General features: G+C 38.2%; 30 protein-coding genes. 5 read left to right on the plus strand and 25 right to left on the minus strand.

The window, feature by feature from the left end:
* The 15 genes from L8106_RS19835 to L8106_RS19900 all read right to left on the minus strand — a co-directional run.
* A partial coding sequence (locus L8106_RS19835; protein WP_009786210.1) for a DUF6943 family protein occupies nucleotides 1-277 on the minus strand: 277 nt, incomplete at its 3' end.
* 85 nt (nucleotides 278-362) lie between these two features.
* Entirely contained in the window at nucleotides 363-605 is a 243-nt protein-coding gene (locus tag L8106_RS19840; protein ID WP_009786211.1) for a hypothetical protein, read from the minus strand.
* Complete coding sequence (locus L8106_RS19845) at nucleotides 602-1,105, minus strand: SLOG family protein (RefSeq protein WP_009786212.1); 504 nt, start codon at nucleotides 1,103-1,105, stop codon at nucleotides 602-604. Before L8106_RS19845 ends, L8106_RS19840 begins: the two co-directional genes overlap by 4 nt.
* 97 nt (nucleotides 1,106-1,202) lie before the next feature.
* On the minus strand, nucleotides 1,203-1,742 hold the full coding sequence (locus L8106_RS19850) for a hypothetical protein (RefSeq protein ID WP_009786213.1): 540 nt from the start codon (nucleotides 1,740-1,742) through the stop codon (nucleotides 1,203-1,205).
* Between the two features lie 109 nt (nucleotides 1,743-1,851).
* Nucleotides 1,852-2,199 carry a hypothetical protein gene (locus L8106_RS19855; protein ID WP_009786214.1) on the minus strand — a complete coding sequence of 116 codons (348 nt, stop codon included), beginning with the start codon at nucleotides 2,197-2,199 and terminating at the stop codon, nucleotides 1,852-1,854.
* A 1-nt stretch (nucleotide 2,200) separates the two neighbouring features.
* Complete coding sequence (locus L8106_RS19860; protein WP_009786215.1) at nucleotides 2,201-2,536, minus strand: DUF5674 family protein; 336 nt, start codon at nucleotides 2,534-2,536, stop codon at nucleotides 2,201-2,203.
* Nucleotides 2,537-2,639: 103 nt separating this feature from the next.
* Nucleotides 2,640-2,798 carry a hypothetical protein gene (locus tag L8106_RS32415; RefSeq protein WP_009786216.1) on the minus strand — a complete coding sequence of 53 codons (159 nt, stop codon included), beginning with the start codon at nucleotides 2,796-2,798 and terminating at the stop codon, nucleotides 2,640-2,642.
* An 83-nt stretch (nucleotides 2,799-2,881) separates the two neighbouring features.
* On the minus strand, nucleotides 2,882-3,334 hold the full coding sequence (locus L8106_RS19865) for a hypothetical protein (protein WP_009786217.1): 453 nt from the start codon (nucleotides 3,332-3,334) through the stop codon (nucleotides 2,882-2,884).
* An 11-nt stretch (nucleotides 3,335-3,345) separates the two neighbouring features.
* The gene (locus L8106_RS19870) at nucleotides 3,346-3,831 is read right to left on the minus strand and encodes a hypothetical protein (RefSeq protein WP_009786218.1); all 486 of its coding nucleotides are present in this window, start codon (nucleotides 3,829-3,831) and stop codon (nucleotides 3,346-3,348) included.
* Between the two features lie 99 nt (nucleotides 3,832-3,930).
* Nucleotides 3,931-4,263 carry a hypothetical protein gene (locus tag L8106_RS19875; RefSeq protein ID WP_009786219.1) on the minus strand — a complete coding sequence of 111 codons (333 nt, stop codon included), beginning with the start codon at nucleotides 4,261-4,263 and terminating at the stop codon, nucleotides 3,931-3,933.
* 57 nt (nucleotides 4,264-4,320) lie between these two features.
* Nucleotides 4,321-4,545: a hypothetical protein gene (locus L8106_RS19880; protein WP_009786220.1), complete on the minus strand. Its 225-nt coding sequence runs from the start codon at nucleotides 4,543-4,545 to the stop codon at nucleotides 4,321-4,323.
* A gap of 91 nt (nucleotides 4,546-4,636) precedes the next feature.
* Nucleotides 4,637-4,858 carry a hypothetical protein gene (locus L8106_RS19885; RefSeq protein ID WP_009786221.1) on the minus strand — a complete coding sequence of 74 codons (222 nt, stop codon included), beginning with the start codon at nucleotides 4,856-4,858 and terminating at the stop codon, nucleotides 4,637-4,639.
* Between the two features lie 111 nt (nucleotides 4,859-4,969).
* The gene (locus L8106_RS19890; protein ID WP_009786222.1) at nucleotides 4,970-5,206 is read right to left on the minus strand and encodes a hypothetical protein; all 237 of its coding nucleotides are present in this window, start codon (nucleotides 5,204-5,206) and stop codon (nucleotides 4,970-4,972) included.
* Nucleotides 5,207-5,316: 110 nt separating this feature from the next.
* Entirely contained in the window at nucleotides 5,317-5,529 is a 213-nt protein-coding gene (locus L8106_RS19895) for a hypothetical protein (protein ID WP_156803758.1), read from the minus strand.
* A gap of 176 nt (nucleotides 5,530-5,705) precedes the next feature.
* A complete protein-coding gene (locus tag L8106_RS19900) occupies nucleotides 5,706-6,071 on the minus strand; it encodes a hypothetical protein (protein WP_009786224.1) in 366 nt (121 codons plus the stop codon).
* Nucleotides 6,072-6,162: 91 nt separating this feature from the next.
* Here L8106_RS19900 and L8106_RS31680 point away from each other — a divergent pair, with 91 nt between their 5' ends.
* Entirely contained in the window at nucleotides 6,163-7,509 is a 1,347-nt protein-coding gene (locus L8106_RS31680; RefSeq protein WP_009786225.1) for a glycosyl hydrolase 108 family protein, read from the plus strand.
* Nucleotides 7,510-7,573: 64 nt separating this feature from the next.
* Here L8106_RS31680 and L8106_RS19915 read toward each other — a convergent pair whose 3' ends face one another.
* A complete protein-coding gene (locus L8106_RS19915; RefSeq protein ID WP_009786226.1) occupies nucleotides 7,574-7,867 on the minus strand; it encodes a hypothetical protein in 294 nt (97 codons plus the stop codon).
* 47 nt (nucleotides 7,868-7,914) lie between these two features.
* On the opposite strand from L8106_RS19915, the gene L8106_RS19920 reads away from it, so the two are divergent.
* The 3 genes from L8106_RS19920 to L8106_RS29835 all read left to right on the plus strand — a co-directional run bounded on the left by L8106_RS19920 (nucleotide 7,915) and on the right by L8106_RS29835 (nucleotide 12,546).
* Nucleotides 7,915-9,237 carry a hypothetical protein gene (locus L8106_RS19920; protein ID WP_009786227.1) on the plus strand — a complete coding sequence of 441 codons (1,323 nt, stop codon included), beginning with the start codon at nucleotides 7,915-7,917 and terminating at the stop codon, nucleotides 9,235-9,237.
* Nucleotides 9,238-9,250: 13 nt separating this feature from the next.
* Entirely contained in the window at nucleotides 9,251-11,932 is a 2,682-nt protein-coding gene (locus L8106_RS33825; RefSeq protein WP_009786228.1) for a hypothetical protein, read from the plus strand.
* Nucleotides 11,933-12,015: 83 nt separating this feature from the next.
* Complete coding sequence (locus L8106_RS29835; protein ID WP_009786229.1) at nucleotides 12,016-12,546, plus strand: HU family DNA-binding protein; 531 nt, start codon at nucleotides 12,016-12,018, stop codon at nucleotides 12,544-12,546.
* 236 nt (nucleotides 12,547-12,782) lie between these two features.
* Here L8106_RS29835 and L8106_RS19935 read toward each other — a convergent pair whose 3' ends face one another.
* From L8106_RS19935 to L8106_RS19975, 8 genes are all read right to left on the minus strand, one after another.
* Nucleotides 12,783-13,196, minus strand: a complete 414-nt coding sequence (locus tag L8106_RS19935) for a DUF1257 domain-containing protein (protein ID WP_009786230.1) — start codon at nucleotides 13,194-13,196, stop codon at nucleotides 12,783-12,785.
* Between the two features lie 202 nt (nucleotides 13,197-13,398).
* Complete coding sequence (locus L8106_RS19945; protein WP_009786232.1) at nucleotides 13,399-13,599, minus strand: DUF2997 domain-containing protein; 201 nt, start codon at nucleotides 13,597-13,599, stop codon at nucleotides 13,399-13,401.
* A gap of 66 nt (nucleotides 13,600-13,665) precedes the next feature.
* The gene (locus tag L8106_RS19950) at nucleotides 13,666-13,914 is read right to left on the minus strand and encodes a hypothetical protein (protein WP_009786233.1); all 249 of its coding nucleotides are present in this window, start codon (nucleotides 13,912-13,914) and stop codon (nucleotides 13,666-13,668) included.
* Nucleotides 13,901-14,284 (minus strand): hypothetical protein, encoded by a 384-nt coding sequence (locus L8106_RS19955; protein ID WP_009786234.1) that lies wholly within the window; start codon nucleotides 14,282-14,284, stop codon nucleotides 13,901-13,903. The genes L8106_RS19950 and L8106_RS19955 overlap by 14 nt, the downstream gene beginning before the upstream one ends.
* A 2-nt stretch (nucleotides 14,285-14,286) precedes the next feature.
* A complete protein-coding gene (locus tag L8106_RS19960; protein WP_009786235.1) occupies nucleotides 14,287-14,601 on the minus strand; it encodes a transcriptional regulator in 315 nt (104 codons plus the stop codon).
* 61 nt (nucleotides 14,602-14,662) lie between these two features.
* A complete protein-coding gene (locus L8106_RS19965) occupies nucleotides 14,663-16,222 on the minus strand; it encodes an AAA family ATPase (protein WP_009786236.1) in 1,560 nt (519 codons plus the stop codon).
* 58 nt (nucleotides 16,223-16,280) lie between these two features.
* On the minus strand, nucleotides 16,281-17,300 hold the full coding sequence (locus tag L8106_RS19970) for a hypothetical protein (protein ID WP_009786237.1): 1,020 nt from the start codon (nucleotides 17,298-17,300) through the stop codon (nucleotides 16,281-16,283).
* A 90-nt stretch (nucleotides 17,301-17,390) separates the two neighbouring features.
* Nucleotides 17,391-17,666 carry a helix-turn-helix transcriptional regulator gene (locus L8106_RS19975; RefSeq protein WP_009786238.1) on the minus strand — a complete coding sequence of 92 codons (276 nt, stop codon included), beginning with the start codon at nucleotides 17,664-17,666 and terminating at the stop codon, nucleotides 17,391-17,393.
* A gap of 224 nt (nucleotides 17,667-17,890) precedes the next feature.
* Between L8106_RS19975 and L8106_RS19980 the strand changes: the two genes are divergently transcribed.
* Nucleotides 17,891-18,184 carry a hypothetical protein gene (locus L8106_RS19980; protein ID WP_009786239.1) on the plus strand — a complete coding sequence of 98 codons (294 nt, stop codon included), beginning with the start codon at nucleotides 17,891-17,893 and terminating at the stop codon, nucleotides 18,182-18,184.
* A gap of 263 nt (nucleotides 18,185-18,447) precedes the next feature.
* Here the strand turns inward: L8106_RS19980 and L8106_RS31685 are convergent, their stop codons facing one another.
* Nucleotides 18,448-18,672: a hypothetical protein gene (locus tag L8106_RS31685; RefSeq protein ID WP_009786240.1), complete on the minus strand. Its 225-nt coding sequence runs from the start codon at nucleotides 18,670-18,672 to the stop codon at nucleotides 18,448-18,450.
* Nucleotides 18,673-19,398: the final 726 nt, after the last annotated feature.

Raw genomic sequence — 19,398 nt, forward strand, 5'->3', positions numbered from 1 at the left:
CATCATTAATTCGTAAATGCTGCCAAGTAATTGCCCCACAAGAGTAAGTTTGCCAGAGTCCAGATTGCCAAATAAATTCGCAGAGATAATAGCTATATTTTGGGTCAAGATATTTTGGAGCCAACATCCCAAAACAGCCTTTCTTATATTCTCGGATAGGCTTGCCCAATTGTTCTTTTGTTCCCTTGTTAATTAACCAAAAATCCGCAGCAAGGAATGCAGAGTGAATCTTCCAAAGATACGGATGTCGTTCAAAGTGTTTAATTTCTGACTGCATCTCAATTTCCAGTAGAGAACTGAAAAAAGAGGCGGTAGATCAGAATAAAAAAGACCCCACCTTGCGATGGAGCCTGCCGAAACTTTTAGGGAATTGCCGGATAATACCGTCTGGTTTTATGACCTTTCCTTAAAGGAACCAACTGAGAATAAACCAAACGCTTTTCTTCCAAAATATAAAGTTTAGCTTTGGCCGCACCCCCATCTGGAAATTCTCCATAAATCTCGCCGATTTCATCAAGTATTTCCGGTAAGTTCATCCCTGGCTTGGATTTAACCAACATCAGAAGTTTGAATTGTTGCTCCGTCAGTTTTAGAGATTGATTCATAGGTCAAATGATAATTGTTGATGTTGGGGTTCAAAAGTAATTTCCTGAGTTTGTGGATTAAAGATGATTATCGGTAACTTTGCCTTACGTGCCATTTGAACTGTTAGAAAAGTTCCTGAGCCAGTTGTTGAATAACCATCCCAAATCGCTAAACCTAAACTTGAATGCTTGACCATAAACTGATTTCGCGCTTGCATCACTCCCGGTTTATATTTAGGATAGAGAACTTTAATTTCATTAGCATTAACCAGTAATTTTCGGTAATGAACTTGTTGGTCAATTGTCCATAGAACCGATTGATTTTTGCAAGGAATAATTGCTTGCCAATCCAAATTCATTTCACTCCAAATAGAAGCTGCTAGCTGGTCTGTACCAAGTGCCATGCCAGATAAAAAAGTTATGATTCCTCGCTCAATAGCAAGATGAGTAAGTTGTCGAATCCCTTGTTGAGTATGTCTAAGATGAATAACGCGATGTCCTGTAATAAATGCCGTATTCATTAATGTTGAGTATACTTAAAAACAACAAATTAATAAAACGGTAGACAATAAAAAAACCTCCCCAAAGGGAAGGTCTATAAACTTTAAAGCACTTAACTTACAAGATACTATTATAACCTTTCTGTTCGTTCAACTGCCAGAAAACTAAACTAAATCTTTCGGGAGATTTAATCTGTTTAACTCCATGAAGAACTTTACAGTTAAACTCAAGGATATTGCCATCTTTCAGGAGATAATCTGTTGGGTTAGGTTCGCCATAACTAAAGATAGCTTCCCCTAAATTGACTAATATCGCTTTCGGTTTTGCATAGGTATGATCTCGATGAAGCCCAATCCTTCCATCACTAACCTTACCGTCATTAAGCTTGCCTCCAAAAGTCAGCAAACCAATGTTACAACCCGGATAGATTCTCTGACTAAAGTTCCAGATTCTGTTATCAAAGTAACTTTTGGTCAGCTTACCGTTTCTGAAATCAACCTCATGGAAAAGCCAAAGTCGATAACGGCCTTTCGCATAGTTACTTGTATCAGCAACGAGTTTATCTTTCATGCTGCGACACCAATCTTTCAAAGCTTCGGGATTTTGAACTTGATTAATTCGCTTCAAGTCAGTTGGAAATCCTAACTTATGGGTCATGGCAGATTACCTCAAAATATCATTCCCTTTCTGCGGTAGTTGCCTAAAAAATAAGCCTCCAATTATTCAGAAGCTTACTTTGAATTTCTACAAGTATCCTTTGCAAATATTAAGTCAATAAACCCGACCAATCTAATACCTTATCCGACCAAATACCGGAAGCTTCCGACAATTTACGGCGCTCGTCAATATCAGTCCAAAGTTCCTTAATTCTAGATTCCCATTGAGAAAGTTGAATTTGCAATTGTACTAATTCGGCAGCTATTTCTATTTCGGCTTCTGCTGCTGTCCATTCGATAAAGAACTTGCTTTCGGTGAGTAATTGTTCGACAACAATACAGTTGGTATGGTCAAGACTGCAAGATTTTATTCGAGCCAAATTAGAAGCTAGGTTTCCCAACCGAATCGGTAAATTATCCTGCAAATATCGATGTTTTAAAGATTCCCAATTTCTCATTTTATTTATTAGCTAGTAAACCTTTAATAATTTTAGCAACCGAATCCTGAATTAGGGGGTCTTGAATGATCATCGAACGATTATTTTGACAGGGGCGGATATTAATTAAAGATTCATGTTCGATTCGTTGACTTGTCGGATACCAGTTAGCGCCCCAAATATTGACTTGTTGGCATCCGTATTCTAATAATACCTTTTCACAATCGGCGTGTAGTTCTCCACCACCCGCTAAAATGCCCCGTTCAATATCCACCGCAACTTTAATATAGCTGCCAAAAGTTTCTAACATTTCTTCAGTTTGTGTGTCCGTTGCAGGTTTGGTGATTAAGTAAATCATGGTTTCAGTAAAGAATGAGAACAGCAATTTATCTGGGTAATTTATCCGTTTTCAAATTAAAAAATCCCTGGTTTCCCAGAGATTTATTCGCACTCAGAACTCTCTAAAATTCAAAGTATTCTAAATCACCGTATTCATCCCTTTGTGGTTCATTTAGTGATTCACTTGTTGGTTCACATTCAGCTTCAAGTTCTTCCCATTCATCAGGAGAATTATCGGGAACTAAGCGCAAAATTCCATTAACTTCTACCCAATTATCCATTGCATTTCCCAAGAAACATCATGCTCGGAAAACGGTAGAAAAAAAATAAAGCCTAGAGTTTTCCCTAGACTTTCTTGAATTAACTAACCCAGAACAACTCGAACTTTATCTTTCATTTGCTCGATATTGCGTTTGGTTCCGCGAGACTTACCATCCCAAATAGCAAGTGCATAGTCAGCCTGGGAGTGCATGGCAATATCCCGCTTTGTATAGCCGCCGAGAACGTTAACAGTCTTCCACCCGCCGATATTATTTCTCAAGACACGGGAATAGAAAACTGTAACTTTCTGATAATTACAACTATACAAATAAGCTTGAACTAAACTATCAATTCCATAAGCATCCCCAATCAGGATTTCAGAATTGAGTTTGATAAGTTTATTAAGCCGAGACTTCATTTCAGCATTAAGAGATTGAATAGAACGAGAGCCAGAAATTACAACTTTCATCTTCTTAATTTTAGAAACATCTTCCCCTGAGAGCGGTAGTTTATGATGATGGGTAAAAAAATAAGCCTCAAATAGAGACTTATTCATTTAATTTATACTTAATCGCCAGGCATATTATACTTGCTCAAAAACTGGTTACGGCCTTGGAGGTCATAGTCATATTTCTTGAGTTCAATGAGTAAATATTTAACAAAATTGATTGCTCTCAAGATTACCTCAGCGTGTTGTTGATAGCCTTCTTCATATACAATTATGGTTGGGACATCGAGTTGGTTATCCTGTAGTGCAAAATTATATAATTCAAGTGCTATCTGTTTATGAGCGGGGAGTTTTGGAGAAATAGAACTATACCAATCCCAGGGGCGAATTTTCACTCCTTCCCAAATAAGTTGCCGGAGTTCTTGGGCGGTTTTATTCCATTTAAAGAAGTTATACTCCTTTACTTTCTCTGAACGATGCTTCCCAATCATAAGATAGCGATAACCAACAATATCGTCATCCTCGGGAAATTCATTCATATTCCAATAGTCAATCATGTCTTCGGAATAAATATGAATGGTTGTGCTTAGGAGATTATTTTCCATTTGCTCGATAGCCTAAAAACATCACTTCCCTTTGCGGTAGCTTTCCCTTAACTATCTATAAAAAAAGAAACCCCTATTTCTAGGAGTTTCCGTGTTCAATTAGTACATAGGCTCGTCAGTTTCAGCAGTTTCTTGGTATTGCTGATTGCCTGATGCACCGGAATTCTGAGATTTACTTTGGTAGTATTTCTCGCGAATTGCCATCAACTCTTTCTCAGTATACTCAAGTTCTTGAATGAACTCTTTCAACTGAGGAAGTGTCATCTCGTGGACTTCATGTTCAGACCATTCTTCATCAAAAAGCTTGTAGAGTTTAAGCCCTTTGAGTTCGCTATCCTTATTCTCCGATTTCCAAGCAGACCAAGCCAGGATACGGAGAGCATCAACCAGAGTAGTTTTCTGTTTGGTTGATTTGGAAGGAATAGTAATCATAGAAAAAGTCCAAAAAACATCATTTTCTTTTTGCGGTAGCCGTCTCAGAAGTAATTGTTATTTAAGTTCAATTTCCCATACTGAATATCGAGCAAAACAAATTGTTAAACCCGGAAAATAGACTAACACTCCATCTGAGAATATTCCAAATACAATCCCCGTCATTCCCCGATAATTAATCTTTCCTGTTGAGTCTAATCCAATAATTCGGACTTTCGCACGTTTCTTGAACTTAGGGTAAAGCGGTAACTCCAATTGAGTAAATTCAGGTTGCTTTCTCATGTTTAGTTTCCTAATAAAAAAAGCCCCCGCTTGGAGGCTCAATGTTAGGCTATTTAAATTAAAAACTATGCAACATTCTGTTCGATAATATTCAATCAATCGCCAAAATAAGGAAAACCTTCATTTGTTCAAGATTTTCTAAGCCACGCTCAGTTAGAGAACTGCTAAGATTACTCAGTTCATTAACCTTCTCAATTGCATATTCATAATTATTATCATTGTCAGGATTAATATTCAAGATTTCACAGAACTTATGAAAGTGTAAGTTCCATTGCAAAGTATTGATAATTGTCACTAACTCAGAAGTTTCCATGATAATTTCCCTCAAAAAAGAACTAAAATCTAGAAACGGTAGTAAATAAAAAAGCCCCTATTTAGAGGCTCAATGTTAGGCTATTTTTTATCCATTATCTCCAAGAAGCAACTACGCAACATTTTGATTGTTAGTGTGATAATATTCAATCAACTTTTCAATGTTATCATTACCGAGTTTGTTCATAGATTTAGTGACCTCGCTGAACGCATTAAACTTCTGGACTGCGTAGTTATATGTGCCACTATTTTCTTCACCAACTTCAATTTCTAGAAGCTCGCAAAATTGGTAGAAATCCAAGTTCCATTGCAAACTATTAATGATTGTTACAAACTCATAAGTTTCCATGATAATATTTTCCCAAAAAATCAACTAAAACATTAAAACGGTAGGAAATAAAAATCCTTAAAGAAATCTTATTACTACTCTATAAAAATAAAGAATAAGCACTAAATAAATTATTTTAAAATCAAATTTGGATAACAGCCCGATTTTAAGACTTGAGACTGAGTTAAATACCCTTTCTTAAAAGCTTGTTCAATTCCCCTTGAGATTACTAACCAATCCAAAGCTATCATTAAATAAGGCACTGTACTATTGCTAGAACGCTCTCCAAAATCATATTCCCAAACTCTGGGTTTAACCAATGCAACAGCAAAACCAATATTCAATAGCACCTACAACCCAAATAAGCTCTAGCTTCCCTGTTCTTGCATCCGCCTTCACCCACTTAATCACAACGTCCTTCTCTGGCAAGAATTCACTCCTTTCATAAGATATCAATCATAAAAAAATAGCCAATAACATTATCTGCTATTGTTGCAAATAACGCTATTGACTTGCTATGTTATCTCAGAGCTTTAATTAATTCTCGAACCGATTGAGAGCTTAGTTCTCTGACCTTGAACTCAAGTTTAAAGTTGGGGTTACGCTTTGCAGGGCGAAGTTCTTCGCAGTGACCATCAAGGGTTTGGGTAATATTCTTGAGTTGGGAATATTCTGTTTTAGACTTACAGCCAATGTAGGTAATAAAGCTCGTAAATCCTGACTCATCTTCCGGGATTTCAGACCAGCCCCATTGATTGCTGAAAGTTCCGCAGATTACCACCCGCTTACTGAGTTGGATAACTTGGTAATTTCCATGTGGACTAGACTTTAGAACTTTCCCTTCAATTCCTGCAAAAGTAACTGTCATGTTAGGATAATTACTCATGGATAATTTCTCAGAAACATCATTCTCAGACTAGCGGTAGAGAGGTTACTGTAGAATTATCTCTACCCTTTTTTCTTTCACCTTTTTCATCATGTCAAGTCACAATTATCTAACTACAGCTTTAAAGTTTACTTTGAAATGGGAGGGAGGCTTATCCAACCATCCGGCTGACCTGGGAGGATTAACAAACTATGGAATTACGCAGCAAACCTACTCTGTTTGGAAAGGTAGAAAGCAGAATTGTGTTTCCCAGATTTCCCTCGAAGAAGCCAAACAACTTTACTGGGAGGAATACTGGCTAAAAGCAGGATGCGACCAATTAATACTACCCTTAGCGATTGTTCACTTTGATACGGCGGTGAATTTTGGCGTTAGAGGAAGTATCCAATTTTTGCAAGAAGCGATTGGTGGATTAACAATAGATGGTATTTTCGGGCCGAATACTCAAGCTGCTTTAGTCGAGAAAAATACCTTTGAAACTGCTGAATTGATTGTCAAGAATCGAATAAAATATCGACATAAACGAGTTCAACAAAATTCATCTCAGCGTGTATTCCTAGAAGGTTGGCTGAATCGAGATAATGATTTACTGAGTTTTATCTCAAACTTAAATTTTGCAAGTTCAAACTCTACATCAAACTCAATACCAAACTCTATTAAAATGCTAACCCTCAGAACCATTCAACCCACCATTCTGAAACTTAAACCTATTCAATCTACTGAGTTAGAAAACTCTGAAAAACTATCAGTTAAAGAACGAGTATTTTCTATTAATTCCTACGAATCTATCAGGAGGCATATTAGAGTTAGCGTTGATGAAGACAAAGACCCTTTTAAAGGTAAACCAATCTGGTATGTATTCGATGAGCATTGTGAAATCTATGATAAAGATATAAGAATTTATCCAAAAGTTTATCCCACACAGTTTAAACTAGAGGTTCCTTTCAAGCCTCAGACTGATAATGAATTTAATCCCACAGGGTCGTGTAATGTGACATCAATTGCAATGTGTTTAGAATACTTTAATGCACCCAGAAAATCTGAATATTCACACATAACGCAATTTGAAGATGAGCTTTATAAGTATGCTCTAGATAACAACTATTCTCGGCACATTCCCTATGATTTAGCCCAAATTGTTAGAGACTATGGTTGCCAAGACAGGTTTAGTGATATTGCTTTGATGTTTGAAGTGAGAGAATGGATAGCCTCTGGAAATCCAGTTGTTATTCATGGGTATCTTACAAGCTATGGTCATATCATCGTTGGGGTTGGATATGATGAAACTGGCTTGATTGTACACGACCCCTATGGTGAATGGTTTAAGAGTGGGTATCGAACTGACTTGAGTGGCGCTTTCCTGCACTATTCCTATGGGCTTATTGAAAAAGCTTGCATTCCTGATGGTAACTTCTGGGTTCACTTTATTTCTAGATAAATTAAAATAGCAAAGGCTCATACTCACCCCTGCTATTTGCTTATCTGCACTATGTTTTCTAAGACTATAAATGAGCTAAGATTTGCCCAATTTTGTTATAGTCTTCATCTCGGTTATTGTCATAATTTCCATAACCTTCACCGCAGTAATACATGACTCCAAATTCACTAAAATCACCAGGCATGAAAATAATGCAGTGATGGCGATATAGCTGAAACAACTTCCCCAGATGAGGTTTAATGTATTTCTGATTATAATCAAGTTTTTCAGAAAAAGCTTTCAACCGTTGAGAAGCAGTAAGCCGGGGTTTATTATCCGATTTTACCTTAGACCCAAACTTGGGTGGAATCCGAATCATTATTTAACACCAATGAATGACAGTCAAAATTTTATAGCGGTAGAAAAATGAGATTAACTTACAATTACTTAAAATCTAGAATTAGAAATAATAAATGGCTAGGGAAAGATTCGCTTTTAATTAACTCTGAAACTTTAAGCTTAGTCAAAGGTCAACTTGATAATATTCCTGCTATTAATCTTCTAAAGAATGCAGTTAGTGGAGTTGGATTAACTCTATTTTCGGAGCTTATAGAAGAAGCCATTGCTATTACAGATATTGGTGTGGCAAGTAGTCTATTAACGCTAGAAAGTTGTTATGCCATTAATAGAGCATTTAATAGCAAAACTCACAATCCTAATAGCTATGGAAATGAATTATTAGTGAGATACTCAACAATTCCTTCTTCTCAAGATTTATATCAATCTATTCTTGAAAGCTGGAATGAAACCTTAAATATTCCTCAAGCTCATGCTCAGGTTAATGAAATCAGAACTCAAGTTGGAAATATTCAGCCTACAATTAATCAAAAAATATCAAGTTTAGAATCCTCCTTTGGGGAAAATTATATTACCTCTCAAATCAATCAAATCACCTCTCAAATTAATAATACACTTAATCCAAAAATCAAGGGTAGACTAAGAACTCAAGTCAGTAGACTGAGGAGAACTCTAACTGAAATCGGAGAGCCTGCAAATATTCCAAATGAACCTTTTAATATCACTAATATAGATTATATACCACCGAATTTATCACCCAGAACTGTAGATATTATAAATTTATTTAATCAGCTTGCGAGTTGGTTTTTATCGCTATTTTCCTTCTCTGAACCTGTGGTTAATATTCTCAAATATGCCGTGAGTTCAGTGGTTTGCAAAGCCGTTAATCTCGTAGGAGCAAAAGCTTGTCGGTACTTGGCAGCAGGAGGGTTAAAGGCAGCCCCTCAGCTTATCCCCTCTGTTGCGAGTTCAAGCGGAACTTTATTTTCTGGAGCCTGGGCTTTTCTATCTGCTTATGCTCCTTATATTGCCGTTGTTGGGATATTAATTTTAGCAGCACTGAAGTGGAGTAAAGAAACTGAATTGGGAGACTTTATTTATGTTTTGGGTATGCAGCCGGAAAGAGAACCAGACCTCGCCTTTGCCAGAGTGACCGAGTTTAAGGAAGCGCAAACTAGAGCTTATATTCTTCAGCTTGCCAATAAAATGATAGATGAAACGAGGAAAAATTATGATAACCTCTATGCTTTTGTTTTAGATAGTGATAATCAAGTTAACATCTGTCTAAACTTAAAAAACCTATCAGTGCCAATGCCGATTACTGATAAAACAATTATTACAACAATCTGGGAAAGTTTCAAACCATTTCTCGATGAATTTGATGAGGATTAAGGAGAATTTGAGAATGCCTATTATTTTTGAAAATATTCGATATTCTGACAGTGGTTCTGAAGGCAAAATTAACACTGTTGCAACCTTTAGTATCTGGAAATGCAAAGAAAAACGTTGGAGCAAAGCCCCCTCTGTAGTTCTGCGAAATACCATGCTTGCAGCCCTTCATCCTACCAAAGAATTCTGCATTGGAGAGATTGAAAAAAACGAGAAAAATTCCAGGGTTTTAGATGCTTTCAAACCTCGTAGAATGAGTCATCCCTTCTTCCTTGATTTAGCATCAAACTCTAGAACACATGGAAGATTTACCTTTACCCAAAAGTCTACAATTGGCAAGAATTACTACGGTGAAGATTGGAAAAGAATTATCTACGGCAGCATTTTACACACAGGCTGCAACCGAATGTTTTACCGTGAAATGAAGTACATTATCGTCGATGATGAACATAGAACTCATACGGGAAACCCACAGGATGACCCGATTAATAAAACTCACTGGGATACCGGAGATTCTCACGCAAAAGCAAGTATTACTCTGATGAATCTTCTAGAAGCCTTCCCCGATATTGAAGGAGAAATCCCGTTCGACCCCACTGACCCCGAAGAAATAGACCCCGACTTCGGACTAGAACCAGATGAAAAAGTTAAGCCGCTTTCTCCTCCCATTGCTTTGCAGTTTAGAGCTAGCCTCAGAAATGAATGGGTTGCAAAGGGTACTATTGCCCACAATCCTGCTCTTGATAACACAGAATATGACCTTGTTATTCCCCTATCTTCACTCAAAGGAAATAAACCCAGTTTAGGCAATCATGAGGGAAAAATTCTCATTGGCGTTGTCCACGAAGCTGAAGAACGACGGGCAAAACCAGGGTGGATGCTCTGGCAATGGTTTGATTTCCAAACCCTAGAACAAGATGGCATTATCAGCAGACTAGAGGAGAAATGTCAGAATCTAGCATCGGCATTTAATTCGATTCAAAACCTTGCTGAAATTATGCGAGTAGATTTACAAGAAGCTCAACAGGAACTCGCTGATTTAGAGGATAATCCAGACTCAGAGGCAGAATATGCTAACATTGCCGTTCGAGTGATTCAGGCTGATAGAAATGGTTTATTACTATTACATCCCTACATTGTCAAAAAGGTAAAAGAACGCTGTCAGCAAATGTGGAAAAATCTCGCCAAAGCTGCTGGGGTAAGATTCTATTCTGTGATGTGCCAACCTGACCAATACTTTGAGATTTATCAACTTAAAACATCCTCTGGCATGAAATATAATCCCAAAGCTTTCTGCTCAAAGTCTTTTAAAAAGGGAGATTATATCGTATTTTGTAATCCCATGCGGCACTGGGGCGATGTCCAAGTTTGGAAGAATAAACACGAAGGGGCATTTCGGAAGAATCTAGGAGTTTTAGCAGCAACTCGTGAGCTTTTACTAGAACTAGGACGAGACACGGATGGAGACTTTGTGCAGCTTATTAATACTGATACTTACCCAGGTTTGGCAAATGCGATCGCCAAGTTTCCTTCTCCTCCCTCTGTGACAAAATTCCCAAAGGTGCCATTAGTGGGGAGTTTTCAGCAAATCGCAATTAATTCCATGAATGACTTAACAGGAGTTGTAGCATCTCTACTGGGTAGAGCTAGAGCAATGGGGGCTGAAAATATTGTGTTGAAGATACCCGGTGAAAGTGAGATGAGAATCATTGATTTTCTATCCCAGGAACTTCAGATTGCGGTTGATAGTTTGAAATCTGCTTATCCGAATAATGAAAAAGGGTTAGATGTAGTTAAAGATTTCCTCAATGAAATTGGGGCTGATATTAAATGGCTAGCTGACCTAAAATCCGATGAGTGCTATAGAGATAGACCTTGTTTAATTAATCCAGAACTCACTGATACTGTTACTCGAATTATTAAGTTAGTAAATTCCCATTGGCGCTCACCGAATCTCAAGGAAGATTCTACCCCTCAGAGTTACCAAAATGTTTTATTCAGTACAGTAGAAGTAGACCCATTTCAATTGCAGGCTGCAACCCAACATCGGGATGAATATCGGTCTGAGATGGGCAAAGCGATTCAATATCGGGAACTCAATGATGGGGATGATCGGTTGATTAAACAAGTAGCAGAAAATGCGCGAATGAGACGAGATGAACTGCTCACAACTCCCAAAATAAATGGTGAACTCTACACTGGAGAATCTTGGGCCGCAGCCTATTGGAGAGCTTCTCATACTGCCCACACGGGAACGGCTGGTTTAGTATTTCTACTATTCCCTGATGAAATTATCGCTCAATTAAACAATGTGAAACTGCCAGAAGCTTTAGTGATTAATTGCTACGCCGTGCAATACGGTTCATGGGCAACTCCAAGACGCGCACCCTGGAGAGGTCAAGAGGTCGATGTGAGATGCTATATGCCCACAATTACGGGGAAAAAATATTTAGCCCTGGAGATGAAATGGGATGAGGCTAAAACTCAAATTGGCTTTCATCACCTCGGATTGATTGGGGATAAATCGGCTGCTTATGTTCTGCCAGGGTGGACAAAACGAATGAAAATCTATAGCACAGCCTTTGAGAATGATAGATATCCAAGAAATCATTCAGCCACAGATAAAACAACAAGAATTCATCTCTTTGACCTATCCATGAGCGAAGAACAAATTAAAGATTTTCTGGATACTAAATAATCTATATTGACGTTAGTTATTGAAAAAGATTACAATCAGTTTGCACAGGAAAACATACAATCAACAGATTACCACTGAAATCAATGGATACCAGTTACATTCAGAAGTCTACTGGCTTCTCAGAAGGAATTGTCAATGCTGTAATTGATTCTTTTATCAAGTTCATTCAGCTAGAACTTCGTTCCGGTAATGAGGTAAAAATTCCTGACTTCGGCGTATTTTACTCTAAAGAACTGCCTGAACGACAATCCCGCAATCCGCGCACGGGAGAATCTATTATTGCTAAACCTAAGACCAAACCCAAGTTTAGATTCTATGATAGCTTCGAGAAAATGATTCAGGATAATCCCCAAGTTTTTAATCAACCTGATTCTCAACCCTTACCTAGCCTAAAACAAACTGCACCACCACCTGTTCCACCCATTCCTCCCGTTCCTCCCGTTCCTTCTAAGACTTGGCATATTGCTTCATCGGATGGCAAAACGGAAAAAGCTTTACAGTCTGAACTCAAAGACAAAATTACTCCCGATACTCTCGTTTGGTCTGAGGGTATGGAAGGCTGGAAAGCAGCCAAAGATGTTGCGGAGTTAAGTTATTTGCTTCAAGCTGCTTAGTCTGAATTCTTTGCTCTTAGTTCTAGATTCCCTGCTTCCCTCCAGGGATTTTTTATTGCATAAAATTCTTAGTTTAAATTACAAAAATTAAATTACAAAAAAAACCAGAATTCTAGGTTTCAAAGTTTATTTGATTTTAGCAGCATTTTTAAAATAAAAAAGACCCCGAATGGAGTCTGAACTTTTATTGGATTCTGATGATCTACAAGCTATCTATTTCAAAGATTATGCTATCATCATGCCCACTTCCCCGCAATAATCTTTACCTGCCCATTTTCTTCGATTTGAGACTCGATATCAAACCCCTGAGACTGAAGACTATAAAGGGTATTTTCACGCGCATACCAGGGTAAAAGCTTCTGCATGAACTCTTTCGCATCATACTTGCTACCATCACGGGTTAGAAACTCATACTCTCCCGTTTCTGTTACCTTAAACCCAAAATCATACCCTCCCTGAAAGTTCTGCTTTCTCCTGATAACAAACTCTGCTATCTTGCTATTACCAAATGGGTCTTGAATAGCGTTATTGTATTCGAGATATGCTCCGGTGAGAATGCCATCTAGTTCGTCAGATATCATGGCTTGGAGAACTTGGTCAAGAACAACTGAATTCTTGATAGTAGTCTTGATGTGAGTTAGGTGTGACATGATTTTCCTCTCTATTTAAGAAATAAATTCCAATATCCTGAACTCAGGTAAAACCAAAGGTAGCGATTAAAGCGTTTATTATACTGACCTAAGACTACCTTTTTCCAACAGTCAAAAGCGTTTTTTGCAATTCTAAAACCATCTACAAAGTCGTAGTATGAATTCCAAAATCGCCAATAGCAGTCCCAGTAAATAGATTCTATCATTCGCTTATCCACAGTTTTTCATCCTCTACTAAAACAGATTCTTGATAATATTCGCTTAAGATTTCCTGAGACTTTACTTGCCCCAGTTCTTGTTCGAGTTCTTCGGTAACGGCAGTACAGTTAGAACCAGAAGCGATTACTTTCTCAGAAATGGTTGCATCTGGGTTGATGGTTAATTCAATCTTGTAGTATTGCATGGTTGTTTATGTTAAGGTTAAATAATCCCCCAACTAATCACTTGTTCTGGCTAAGGGATTGTAGTGTTATTTCCGCAGTTTAGAGAGTCTTTCTCTGCACCAGTTCATTGCTTTTTGATTCAATGCTAACTGCTCAGATTTAGTTTTACCCAGAGTTGGGTATTTTGGATTTTCTTTGTTGATAATGACCAGAGCTTTAATTAATCCTCTCCTTTCCCCTTTCAAATAGCTGTTACTGGGATTTAAGCTTAGGCTTCTCTCAATTTCTTGAAGCTGAGAAGTAATCTTCATCTTAACATTTTCAAGTTTGTTCATTGTTTTCTTCGGTAAGTTCAGTAACTAACCTTTTCCAGTGAATAACCACACCTTTAAACTCTCCAAAATAATCAAAGAAATCTTCAGAATTCTCAAAGCCATCTAATTGAGCAAAATGTTCTATTTCAGTCGCAGAGAGAGTTGTATTATCAAGATAAACTTCTTTTCTCAGATGATTTATTGAGATTGATTGAACTTTAGTACACTCTGCATCAAACAGTTTTTCAGACTCTTTTGGACTTCTCTGTTTCCAATAGATTTGGAGTTTACATCCTACTTTGATTGGACTTTTTCGAGGAGTTCTTACAGTCTGTGTTTTCTCGGCAGATAGAAGTTTATTTTTAAACAGGGAAAAACTTAGAGCAACCATAATTAATGCTCCTTATGTTCTTTGACATAGATAGGGAATATTCCTCCGCTTAAATCCAATTGTTCAACTTCGGTTTGCTGACGTATGGTTTCAAGCCAGCCAATATCTAGGCTAAAGATTTCAGCAACGGCTTTAACTAAAGCATCGTATTCAGGAAGCTTAATATCAACGTGATTATTTTCCAGTTTAGAAAGTAAGTAATGGTCAATATCAATTGAATAGTTTGACTTCAGAAGTTCACAAAGTTCACGTTGTAAATATCCTGAATTTTTCCTTGCACTAGACAATACCCTTCCAAAAGTAATTTTACATTCCATGTTTTAATCTCCTGAATCGTTAGAAAACTAAATCAAAGAAACGGTAGAACTAATTAACTTATTAATCAACTTCTAGTTCTTTTTCTAATTCTTTTCTTTTAACAGCAGGTAAACTCTCTTTTAATGTCAGTGGAATACTCGCAGGTTTAGCACCCGAACGAACCGCCCAGGATTTCAACACTTCGATTTGAGGTTGGGCAATCTTAGCAAGGGGAATGCAGTCAGCAATCGCATCAAGTAAGTCTCCCTGTGTAAATTCTTCTTGTCTAGCAAATCCCTGTTGCATAGCTTCATAGATAGTCTGTTCAATCTCAGCGCCGGAGAAATCGAGAGAGCGACTAGCCAATAGGTGAAAATCAAATTCATTATTTTTAAATCTCTCAGGTCGCAGTCGGTGGAGGTGAACCTGAAAAATTTGCTCTCGTTCGGGCTGACTGGGTAATCCTATCCAGAATATTTCATCTAGTCTTCCTTTTCGGATTAATTCAGCCGGAAGTGCTTCAACATTATTCGCCGTTGCCACAATGAACACGGGGGAGGTTTTTTCAGCAAGCCAAGTAATAAACGTCCCAAATACCCGATTCGATGTTCCCGAATCCCCCCGGCTATAATTCTGTGAAAATGCCTTATCAATTTCATCAATCCACAACACACAAGGGGAAACAGCCTCAGCTAATTTAATGACCTGCCTGACCCGACTTTCACTTTCGCCCACAATCCCACCAAATAACCGCCCCACATCCAACCTCAACAAGGGAAGCTTCCATTCGGCTGCTATGGTCTTAGCACTTAGAGATTTCCCAGTACCCTGAATGCCTGCCAGCAATACTCCCTTTGGGTTGGGCAATCCATATTCACGGGCAGCATCGGTGAAGTTGCGCGATCGCATTGTTACCCAAGCTTTCAGATTCTCTAACCCACCAACCAACTCTAATCCTGACTCATGGGGGATAAACTCCAGAATTCCAGTCTCACGAATAGTTTGCCGCTTTTCTTCAATGATGGCAGCAATCGCATTCTCATTAACATGACCAGACTGTGCAAGACATTTAGCCAAAACTCGGCTAATCCGACACCGAGTTAGACCCTGGCAGGCTTTTAGCAGTTGTTCTCGATGTTCTGCTGATACTTTTAACTTTTTGCCAACGAGCTTGTTCACTAATTCTGATATTTCATCAAGGGTTGGCAGTGCAAAGTCAATAACTGTTGTTTCTTCCCTGAGTTCAAGGGGTAAACGCAACTGGTCAGAGAGGAGAACTAAACAACGGCGGTCGCGGCTCATTTCCCGTGCTAGGTTCTTAATTTCCCGAACGATGGGTAACTGAGCAGGGCTAATACCATTACTACCGGGGGCGATGAGAGTTGCTACATCCTTGAGAATAAATAGGGCGCTTTGATTACCCGGAGCATTTTTAATTCGAGTAAGCGCATTCATAAGATTGCCTTTATCAGAGCCTTCCTTTTCAAGCCAACCCCGGCTGAAATCCCAAAAATAAATCTGCGCTTTTCGCTTCGTTGCAATCTCAAGTAATGCTTCCTCGGCAATTTCTTCTTCAGGAGAAACAATATAGAGCAAAGGGTACCGAGCAGCGAGTATGAGTTCGAGTTCTTGATGATTCATGATTGTCTGGCCTATTAAATTTCCCCATGACAGATCAGTTGCGATGGGGATAAGTAAATTATTTGGCAACGGTCACTTTGCCGTTCTTTCTAGCAGATTTAGTTTCAGGTTTGGTTTCAGGTTTAGCTTCAGGTTTAGTTTCATCATCAAATCTATCAACCTCAAGCATGAAAGTAGATTTTTGTTTAGCCTGCAAGTTAGTAATGGTTTGGTTCGCTTCTTTAAGTTGTGTTTTTAGTTGCTCTAGCTGATGCTCCAAAACTTGCTTTTCACCAACCGCCGTCTGTAGGGATTGAACCTGAGAATGCAATCCTGAAATTTCACGTTCCCTTGCCTCAAGTTGTCCATTCAGTCTAGAAATTTCACCTGTTCGTTCAGACTCTTTAGATTCTAGTTCAGCAAAACCCTGGAGTTTATTATTGGCTTGGAGAAGTTGACTTTCGAGTTCATTACGTTCTTGATGCAAAGCATCTAATCGCTGCTTGAACTGTTCACTATCTGCCAACTGCTGCTTATTCAGGTTCATGTAGGCTTCCCTGAGTTCAACCTTCTGCCGCTCATACTCGTTTTTGTAAAAGTCCAACTCAAGCTGCAATTGGGGAAAATCCTTAAGCTGCTGCTTCATCAAGTCGTTTTCATCAGTCAGCAACTTCATCCGAGCGCCCGCTACCGATGTATCCGCTTTTTGATAAGCCAGTCTGTAAGTGGCGATCGCCATCTGTTTTGTAACGGCGAGGTACTCCTCTGGAATCTCAGTTTCCTCCAAGAGTCCATCATCAGATACCTCCAAAATTGCCGAAACGAGGTCTTTATCATTCTTGCCTTGCTTGAGGTTTGACAGGTTTTCACTGCGCCATTCCTTTAATAAATTGCAAATGGTATCCGCACTGCCCCCAATGCCGTAGATGTGCTTCAAAGCAGACTGAACTGAACGAGTCACAATGCCCACCCGATTCTTTTGCAGAACTGAACAAGCTACGTCAACCATCTCCCGGTCAACGCTGCTGTATTGCCTGGATTGGTCAATATTGAACCCTGCTAGGTCAAGGGTTGTGAATGTCGTTGGTAGCTTTCCCATCGTTGGAATCCTTTTACTGTAAAGTTGACTTTACACCATTATAGGCAAAAACTGTAAAGTTGGCTTTACATTGATAAAAAAATCAATAAATCATTCATTTTCCGATGCTTGGTCAGGAGATTGCTCGGAAGATTCTTGGAAAGCCATTGCCAACTCAGTGAGACTACAACCCAAAATTTCAAGCACTATAAGAGTTTCAGCAGGTGAGAGTCTGGGAATAGAGCGTCCCCGAACCCAAGAATTTACAGATTGGCGAGACAGTTTTCGACCTGAAACTTCAGCCCAAGCCGTTCCTACCATTTCTGCAAATTGCTCTTGGCTCAAACCCCTGCGTTCTAACAACTGTAGAAATTTTTCTTTTACCATGTTCTCATACTCATAGTGTAAAGTTAACTTGTCACTAATTGTGTAAATCCAACTTTACATCTGAGTCTCCTAATAAATAATTAAGGCAGATTTTTTTCTACTCTGACTAATAAATACATAAAAAAGGGACTCAAATAAATAAAAAATGGACTTAAGGGCTTTTAATAAATTCTTAGGTCGCTGGTCTAGGAAATCTTGATGTAATTTATTTCAAATAAAAATTGATGAAAGAAAGCATTAATCTAGCTTTACAAAAGCAGCAAAATCCTAAATCTCAGAGCTTATCTACTAAAATTAATCAATGGATAGAAACAGAAAATCTAGACCAATGTATCTGCGGGTCAAGCTATTGCATCCCTGGGCTAGACGCTTCCTATTGCTCGAACTGTAAATGGATGCCCCATCGACCAGAAAAAATTAGACGGATTTTAGCTGAAAATAAGTTGAATTCCCAACTCGCTCATCTCACTCATTCACAGCTTCAATTTCTCCTGCTCTCTCTGAAAATTAAATTGTAAAGATTATGTTACATTTAACTTTAGATAGAATAAACCCCAACGGGAATAAGCTTTATGAAAGCCACGGGGATTCTACACTCAGTTCTGCACTATTTTCACCATCAAAGATGTAATAGTGTATTACTAAGCCGGGAATATTAATACTAAGAAATTACTGCCTTTTTATAGGCAAATCAAACCCTAGTGCAATTAGTGGTATGAAAAGACACTGGATATAAACCAAGTTAATAGTTTATTTATTTATTGAAAAATTAGCTTGAATCTTATTTCTCTCCGGGTGAAGGTGCTAATAAGCCAGAAATAGCCCCAATTGCATTGGAACCAATGACGATTAATAGCTCAGGAATAGGCTTATTCAAGATGCTTAACATCAACCCGCCCATTAAACAAATAATAATAGAACCTGAAAGGCTACTGACAACTAGCCTGTAGCAAAAGCTGTCAAATTTATGATGATTTTCTGAATTATTACTTCCTGGATTACTCATCTTTTACTCCCCCATGCACTTCCTAAATACCCTAAGTTCGGCTTGCTTGAAATTAGCCCTATTTTATCCCTTCCTACACTCTACATCCCAATCCAATACTTAAACTACAAAATCAGAATCCGTTATTTGATATTAAGATAACAGATAGCGCAATCTTGCTATTTGATATGCTCATCTCACAAGCTGAAAAATGAACTGCTCGTAAACTGGTGCAGAATGGATTTAGCAAAAGTTCAAAACCATCTTACTCAATGATTTTCTGGCTTCAATGATTTACTCATTTTTAACCGCAATATCTCTATTATTATACTATTCGGGACTTTCAGCTATTTTTACTTCTTTAAATATCAACTTTTCTTTATAAGAACTCCCCATAACACTTCTTTTCAATTGGGGTAAGGGGCATGACCCCCCAGTGAAGGTTTTATTAAGTTTTGCGGAGTTTGGAGGGAAGAAAAACTAAAAATTCAGAATTTTTCTTGATAAAATTTGCATTGTTATATTATGATCCTAAAATCGTAGTTGGTCTTCATGCCAATTTAAGTATTTTGACTTAGCACCAAGACCAGTACGCATCAAGCAAACATTATAGAAATAGGCAAAAAAAAACCTGGCTTCAAACTGTAAGCTTTGTCTAGAAGCAAAAACAGCGAAGGCCAGAAACGAAAATACTAATAAAAAATGTATGAATAACATAACACACCAGACCGCGCCTGAGAAGTCTCC

It is taken from the genome of Lyngbya sp. PCC 8106 (assembly GCF_000169095.1).
GTDB lineage: Bacteria > Cyanobacteriota > Cyanobacteriia > Cyanobacteriales > Microcoleaceae > Capilliphycus.